The sequence below is a fragment of the Furfurilactobacillus curtus genome, from assembly GCF_045862785.1.
Classification (GTDB): domain Bacteria; phylum Bacillota; class Bacilli; order Lactobacillales; family Lactobacillaceae; genus Furfurilactobacillus; species Furfurilactobacillus curtus.
In genome coordinates, this window is the sequence record NZ_BQXO01000012.1 from 1 (window position 1) to 8,223 (window position 8,223).

The following is an 8,223-nucleotide window of genomic DNA, read 5'->3' on the forward strand; positions in this document are numbered from 1 at the left end:
AGTAACGTCCAATATAATCTCTTGCAGGCATAATCATTCCCTCATTTCGTCAACTGGCCAGCTAACAACCACTCTCGTATGTAAAAGGTAGTGAATCACGGCTCTAGCCCGTCCAATATAATTGGAAAAAACCAACGTTTTTTCCAGCTATTCTTTTACCGTCAGCCATTAAAAGACAACTTGATAATAACGGCATTTAGCCCTCATTAAATCTTGTCACGTCCGTAATCGAAAAAACGTTGGTTTTTTCCAGCCGAATCATTACTATCTTTATACTTTGCTATTATAAACTTTTTCGCATATCCGCTCAACCCTTAATAATGTCGAACTGATTATATTTTGATTCAAAAATGATCAAGCTTCGTTCTATCTCAGTTCACGACTTTTTGAAAGTTTATAAACATATGATTCACTGACCCCAAATTGTTCACTCAACTCCCTGACAGACACTCTTCGTTTGGCATGTAAGTTGCAAACTTTATCTTCTTGCTCTGGCGACAATTTTCGCCGCCGTCCAAGTGGCTTATCAGTCACCTTCAAGGCATCCCGAGTTCGTTCACTAATCATATCGGCTTCCAATTCCGCCACAGCTGATAGCATATTAAACATAAACCGACCATTCGTTGTCCCGGTATCTAAATTATCGTGAATCGATCGAAAGCGTGCCCCACGCTCATCTAACTCAGCCACGATATTTACCAATTGTCGGACACTACGCCCTAAACGATCAAGCTTGTAGACGAGTAATGTGTCACCTTCCTCTAAACAAGCTAAGGCTTTAGTTAGTTCCGGGCGACTGGATTTCCGACCAGAAACCTGTTCTGAAAAAATTTGTTCAGGATGAAATTTGGAAACAGCCTGCCGCTGAAATTCAATGCCAAGGTCTTGATGATTGGTGCTCGTTCGTACATAAGCGATTATTTTTGCCATAGTTTCTCCTCATCTTTTATGCTCCAACAGCCAATTATACAGCACCGAAACATTGTACGAGTTATAATCGTTTACACACTTCCCTTACTTTTAAAGGTTAAACGTCTCTCCAGATTTAAGCACCTGCACAACACCAGTTGGCAATTTTGCTTGTAAATCTTTCGGATCCTGCCGAATCGTGTCATAAGTGTTGTAATGAACGGGAATTACTGTTTTAGCCTGCAACCTTGTCGCACACATTGCTGCCTCACTAGGACCCATGGTAAAGCGTCCGCCAATTGGCAACACTGCTACGTCAATATCAAAGGCCTTACCGAACAAGCCCATGTCACCAAAATTAGAGGTATCGCCTGCATAAAAGACGGTTTTACCCTCCGCACGAATAAGAAAACCGCAAGCATCGCCAACGTAATGGGTCTGTCCGTTCAGCGTTAGACTAGAACTATGCTGTGCGTGCATTAATTTAACAAAACCAAATGGCAATGAGGCACTGCCACCTAAATTCATGGGATAAGCGATGGCACCGTGCGCCTCAGCATAATTAGCTAGTTCGGTTACCGCAATAATTGGTGCTTGATTAGCAATCGAAAGTTCAATCATATCCCCGACATGATGGGCATGGCCGTGAGACACAAAAATTGCGTCAACGTGGTGGGGCAGTGTGAGATCGGACTGCGGATTGCCTGTAATAAATGGGTCAAAGATTAATACCTGGCCTGTTGATAGCACCAATTCAAAACATGAATGACCATGAAAGATTAATTTCATTTTTCTGACCCCCTTGTCAAGATTTTTATAAAACATTGTCACCTGCATTATAAGAGGACGGTTGCAAAAATGCTTCATTTACCCTTCAGGACTAAACCTTAGAACCCCAAAATTATTCGTCAGGCACGTGCAATGCTATACTGAAGTTGAAGCTTTCTACTGTTCACAAACTAACAATAAGGTGGTCTTTATTATGAATAAAGTAATTCTTGTGGCCGTTGATGCCTCTTCTGAAGCTGGTAAAGTGTTGAGCTATGCCGCTAAGCTAGCCAAATTGGATGGTCTTAATTTGCGTTTATTGAGTGTTATCCATTCCACTAGTAACCCTTACAATATTAGTGTGACAGCCAATGACATCATTACCCGCAATGTCACAATGAACGGTGAAATTGAACACGAAAATGACCACTTATTACAAAACACGCACAATTACCTAGAACAACTTGCCCATGATCAAGGCTTAAATCCAAGCGACCTTGATATTCAAGTGCTAGAGGGTAATACTAAACAACGTCTAGTTGACGCAGTCAGTGAACCAGATGTCACCGAGTTAGTGATGGGGGCGCTGGGAACTCACCGACTAACTGGTAATCTACTTGGTTCCGTGGCAGATTACGTCATTCGCCAATCAGCAAAGACCGTCACTGTTGTTAAATAACTATTATCGATAAAGAAAGGATCTACCCTTACGACTTACTATGATATTTTTGGGACGGCCCATACGGACTGCCATAAAGTAACCAGTCAAAATCACTATGCCCGCGTTTTCTTCATTGAAGATGGCGCAGGTCGGCGGTTCGAATGCCTTAAAGAGGATCCTGAACCAGTCAAACGTCCGGGCCTCAGTACAGAGCACTTCCACACAGGGGCACCAACGACGGCAGCTGGCGCTTATTATGATGTCGCACAAAGAAAAGAACCGCGCGTTTAATTCAATTTAGATCTGTCAGGTTATCACAAAACCTGGCAGATTTTTTTATTTATATTCAAACTACATGTAACAAGTTCTACCAGTGGTTTTAAATCACAATAATTTTGAAAGCGGTTTTATTTTTTGGGTTTTCAATTTCTATATGTTACATTTTTCTTATAAAAAGGATAATATTATGCCAACACCGTGGAGGTGCCTACATGAAAAAGACGATTTTAGCTGCCACTTTGCCATTAGTAGCAGGTAGCTGCTTAACGGGTATGCCAGCCCTAATTGTTAGTGCTGACAAAACCGATAAGCAGCCACACGCTCAGATCTTTAAGCCCAAGACAAGTTCTGTGTTAAACGAATTAATTTTGTCAAAACAACAAGCTACTAGCCAAGAAATTTCTAATCAGGCAAGCAAATCCATTGTCGAAGTGACGCCTGAAAATTTTTTGGATCACTTTGGGCTCCAATCAAATGCTACTTATAATAATGGTGTCGTCACCTTAACCCCCGATAAAACACAACAAAAAGGCAGCATGTTCTTAAAGGACAAAGTAGACTTTACCAAAGACTTCACCTTTGAAGGCGCCGTTGATTTGGGTTCAAAAGTTGGTCCAAGTGGCGCGGATGGTATCGCCTTCTTCTTTCATGCTGGTGAGCCATCAGCAATCGGAAATTATGGCGCTTTATTAGGTATGAACTTACCGAATACCTTTGGTTTAAAATTGGATACCTTTTTCAATGACTATAGTGCTCCAGATCCTAATTCAAACGATGAATCTCACTTCTTCGGTTGGCCAGCTGACTTAAGAATCGATAAAGCCAATCAGTATGGTGCCTGGGTTCAAACCGACGCTAGCGGTAACCCAAGCTATGACTTCAACCAAGCACAAGCAATCCCAGATACAGAAATGAATGGCCAATTCCAGAATTTCAAAATGACCTATACTGCCGCTGGAAATCAACTGACAATTACCTATGGTGCTCACACTTGGACGAAGACCGTCTCGGAGCCCGACGTTGCTAAAGCTTTCACAATTGCAGCCAGTACCGGTGCGATGAGTAATTTGCAGCAAGTCAAATTCACTAAAATGTCTTATACACCAGACAATGAAGCCCCTGCAAAGATTAACGTTAAATACGTCTATGTTGATCCGTCCTCAGGAAATGAGCGAGAAGTCTCACCAATGACTGAAGCTATCGGCGAAGATGGCGAAGAATACATTTCAAAACCAGCCGTTGTTTCAGGGTACAAATTGGATGAATCACGTCTACCAGATAATGCCACTGAAATTTTTGATTCCGAAAATGTCAAAACAATCACTTATTACTATCTTCGCGATCCAGATAGCCTACGTAATGTCGTGCGAATGCAATTCCTCAAACAAGGAACTGATATTCAATTAACTAGTGAAGAGGAAATGAGCGATTTTGTAGGTGAAACTTGGACCAGTCCTTACATTGATACCCCCAAAGCAATTCCTGGATGGCATCTTGTTGAACGTCCTACAACCGAAACTGGCATTTACGCAAGTCCAGAAATAACAGGACCCACTGTTTTAAAATACTATTATGAACAAAATGACCCAATTGAGTACGGAAAAATTACCGTTGAATATCGTAACCGACAAACTAACGAAGAAGTAGCTACTCCTGAGACTCTTGAGGTTCCCCTATCCACTCAATACAACATCACTGACTTACGCAAATCAGTCCCTGGCTATCAACTCGTGGATTACCCCATTGAACAGGGTACTTTATCCACACCTACCTTAACACTGATCTACTACTACGATGAAATCCCACAAGCATCTGCTGTCACCGTTCATTACGTGGACAAAGACCGACAAGACGTTGACCTCATTGCATCTAAGCGGTTGACTGGTATTGCTGGCGATGAGTATTCAGCCGATGTCGAGGATATCGATGGCTATGAAATTTACGATCAGAGCCAGGCAACCGGCTTCTTTGAAAAAGAAGAACGCGACGTTTACATTTTGTATACCAAGACACCAGATCCAGTTGAAAAAGGAACCGTCCATGTCGTTCACCAATATGAAGATGGCACTAAAATTGATGAAGCAACGTTAACTGGCGACATTGGTGAACCATATAATACTAAGCCTTTAGAGGACTATCAATTAGCTGAAAATGGTCAACCCGAAAATGCCAACGGTACCTTTACCTCTGATCCACAAACGGTGACTTACGTTTATACCAAAACACCAGATCCAGTTGAAAAAGGAACCGTCCACGTCGTTCACCAATATGAAGATGGCACTAAAATTGATGAAGCAACGTTAACTGGCGACATTGGTGAACCATATAATACTAAGCCTTTAGAGAACTATCAATTAGCTGAAAATGGTCAACCCGAAAATGCCAACGGTACCTTTACCTCTGATCCACAAACGGTGACTTACGTTTATACCAAGACACCAGATCCAGTTGAAAAAGGAACCGTCCACGTCGTTCACCAATATGAGGATGGCGAAACCATTTCAACCGAAGACCTAACCGGTGATGTAGCAACCGCCTATACGACTAAACAATTGACCGGTTATAAGTTGGCCGACGATGGTTATCCAGACAATGCTAATGGTACCTTTACCTCGGAGTCGCAAACGGTGACCTACACGTATGTAAGGGAAACACCGCCTGTTGAGATCGGTTCCATTCACGTCATTCATCGTTATCAAAACGGCGAAGTTATCGCTGAATACACTTCTTCGGATGTCGTAGGCGCTAGCTACAAGACAGAACCTTTAGCTGGTTATGACTTAATTAGCACACCGGACAATGCGAACGGAACTTACGCATCTGAGACGCAAACCATTGTCTACGAATACAAGGATGTTGATCCAGAGCCGCCGGTGACGAATGGAACGGTTAACGTGGTCCATCAATATGAGGATGGCACTAAAATCACTGAATATTCAATGGCCGGAGCAGTCGGCCAGGATTACCTAACGGAACCATTGCCAGATTACACTTTAACTGCCAATGGACAACCAGCTAATGCAACTGGTAAATTTATTGATGGGACAATCCAAGTCACCTACATCTATGAAAAGCCAGAAGATCCACAGCCACCAGTTCAACTGGGACAAGTTACCGTTAATCATCAATATGAAGATGGTACGTTAATCCACAGTTACGAATTGGCTGGTCCGGTGGGCGAAGCTTATCAAACTGAACCAATTGCTGGATTATCATTAGTAACTCAACCTACTAATGCAAAGGGACAGTACACGAATCAACCGCAAACGGTAACTTATGTCTACCGTAACGGTGATCCAGACCCACAACCACCTGTTCAATTGGGACAAGTTCACGTTATTCACCAATATGAAGATGGTAGCCTCATTCACGATTACCGGACTAGCGGTATCGTCGGCGACGCTTATACCACATCGCCGCTTCCAGGCTATCAATTGGTGAAAAAACCAGCCAATGCCAACGGGGAATTTACTGCTAATGAGCAAACCGTCATTTACGTTTACGCACAGGCTGATCCGGAACCTGGTAATCCTGAGGAGCCCGAAGATCCAACTAATCCGATTGATCCAGAGGGTCCGACTGACCCAAGCCGTCCAACTGATCCAACAAGTCCTGAGCATCCGACCGCGCCAGCAGATCCAAGTGGAACCGGTACTGCAACTGCGAACACGGTCCAATCACCAAGCACTGGCCTCACTGAAGACTTACTGGCTACAACCAATCGCAAGTCAACACCGGCAGCGAATAAAAACGCTTCATCATTATCAAAGCCGGCTGCTGAAAAAACGCCTGATACTGGCCGACAACAGTCACGAAAGACCTCCATCTTGGTTGGCATCGGACTCTTCTTGACTTCCCTGTTTACACTGAGCTTCTACCGGCGCCGTCACTAATCATTGACCCCAACTAGAAATAATAAAGCTGCTTCTCAAATCTGAGAGGCAGCTTTTTTGCGCCTAATCAATTCTATTAAATGAATCACTTAGAATGCTCTTTGCCAATTCTCTTGTCACTTGTAATCCTCCCCGACGTCCACTGTTAGGTCGCTCGTCAAATAATGTTATTTCATAAAACAGCTTGACCGATACCTACAAAATTGGTCGTTGGAGCAGTTAATCCACAAAAAAAGTGCCGACCAAATTGATCGACACGATGATTCGTAGAGCATGATTTAATTATTTACTGCCACCAGCGTCCCCGTTAGCACCTTCCTCAGTGCCAGGATTAAACCAACTGGCGTGAACATTGGTATTTTGCTTCTCAAGGTCAAATAGATTAACCACTTTGGCCGGCGCTTTCTGCCACGTATAGGTCTTCGTCAGTTTGGCATTCGTGATAATACGATACTGCGTGCTGGGAAACAGACAGCTGATGATCGTCACGACTGGTTTCTTGGTTGGATTCAAGACACTAACGTCATCTTCATTAACCAACGTTTGCCGACCAATCTTATAGGCGTAGATCCCCTTGTCATTGGCCAAATACAACATCTTGCCCTTTAACCAATTGCTACCCTTTAATTTACCGTTGACTAAATATGGCGCGTCTTCATTTAACTTATCTTGTAACGCACTAAAACCCGTTTTACCGTCATTAAAGTTGTGACTGGCCAAGCCATAGTTACCTTGACCCATGACAGGAACCGTCTTGCCATCTGGATCAACAGCGCTTCGATTCGCATAGTTAGCCCCAGCTGCTAAGCCTTTATCTGAATACGCGTCATTAAAGATTGGTTGCAAGATGCCAACGTTAGGAATGCTGACAAATCCTTGTTTAGTTAAGTCTTGATCAGATTGCGTTTGTCGCATGATTTGGCGTTCAATACGCTGACGTGTCCCTTGGCTAACCTTGCTGTGGCTTAATTTAGCGACTTGATGCGTGGTCTGATACCGTGTCACGTTACTACGCACGTTGAGCCAGTTGTATTGATACCCAATGTAGCCGAGGGATCCGAGACAAATTAAAAGCAGCAACCCGCGAATTATTTTCCTAATCAAATTCTGTCTCCCTTATAAACACCATTGGCGTTAAATTCTGTACATAATAATACTGTACATTCACGAAAAAGACTATCTTTTAAGATTTTAGTTAATCATATGGAAAGACACTTTCCCTCAAGTCTTATGTTACCAAAAAGACGCCGGCATAAGTCGACGTCTTTTTGGTAACACGTTTAAGCCTTAAAAACAAATTACTTAACGTTCTTTTTTCTCCGCAAACTACCCAGACCGAATAAGCTAAGCACTGCTAACCATAACGTTGTTAATAAGCCATGCCGTTGCGCATCTGTCTTCGGTAAGCTGGCACGTTGTGGTGCAGTTGGTTGCGGTTGGTGATTAAACCGTTGCATTCTCGTTTGAACCGGTACTGCTTCAACAGGAACACTTGACTCAACTGGGGTGATTGATTCACTTGGTTGATTTGGTTGAGTCGGTTCAACTGGTGTCGTTGGTTTGTTTGGTCGACTTGGTTGAGTCGGTTCAACTGGTGTTGTTGGTTCACTTGGTTGAGTCGGTTCAACCGGTGTTGTTGGTTCACTTGGTTGAGTCGGTTCAACCGGTGTTGTTGGTTCACTTGGTTGAGTCGGTTCAACCGGTGTTGTTGGT

At 43.2% G+C, this 8,223-nt stretch carries 6 protein-coding genes; 2 read left to right on the forward strand and 4 right to left on the reverse strand.

The features are described from left to right. Positions 1 to 366: 366 nt before the first annotated feature. Together ACKTR2_RS09910 and ACKTR2_RS09915 are read right to left on the reverse strand one after the other, a co-directional pair. Positions 367 to 930, reverse strand: a complete 564-nt coding sequence (locus ACKTR2_RS09910) for a recombinase family protein (protein ID WP_407884961.1) — start codon at positions 928 to 930, stop codon at positions 367 to 369. Between the two features lie 90 nt (positions 931 to 1,020). Next, positions 1,021 to 1,698 (reverse strand): metal-dependent hydrolase, encoded by a 678-nt coding sequence (locus tag ACKTR2_RS09915; RefSeq protein ID WP_407884963.1) that lies wholly within the window; start codon positions 1,696 to 1,698, stop codon positions 1,021 to 1,023. Between the two features lie 193 nt (positions 1,699 to 1,891). Here ACKTR2_RS09915 and ACKTR2_RS09920 point away from each other — a divergent pair, with 193 nt between their 5' ends. Beyond that, positions 1,892 to 2,356, forward strand: coding sequence for a universal stress protein (locus ACKTR2_RS09920; protein WP_407884965.1), 465 nt, complete (start codon positions 1,892 to 1,894; stop codon positions 2,354 to 2,356). A 473-nt stretch (positions 2,357 to 2,829) separates the two neighbouring features. Then, a complete protein-coding gene (locus ACKTR2_RS09925; RefSeq protein ID WP_407884967.1) occupies positions 2,830 to 6,510 on the forward strand; it encodes a MucBP domain-containing protein in 3,681 nt (1,226 codons plus the stop codon). A 282-nt stretch (positions 6,511 to 6,792) separates the two neighbouring features. Here the strand turns inward: ACKTR2_RS09925 and ACKTR2_RS09930 are convergent, their stop codons facing one another. Next, positions 6,793 to 7,614 carry a class A sortase gene (locus tag ACKTR2_RS09930; protein ID WP_407884969.1) on the reverse strand — a complete coding sequence of 274 codons (822 nt, stop codon included), beginning with the start codon at positions 7,612 to 7,614 and terminating at the stop codon, positions 6,793 to 6,795. Positions 7,615 to 7,808: 194 nt separating this feature from the next. Further along, on the reverse strand, positions 7,809 to 8,223 hold a 415-nt coding region (locus tag ACKTR2_RS09935; protein WP_407884971.1), incomplete at its 5' end, for an LPXTG cell wall anchor domain-containing protein.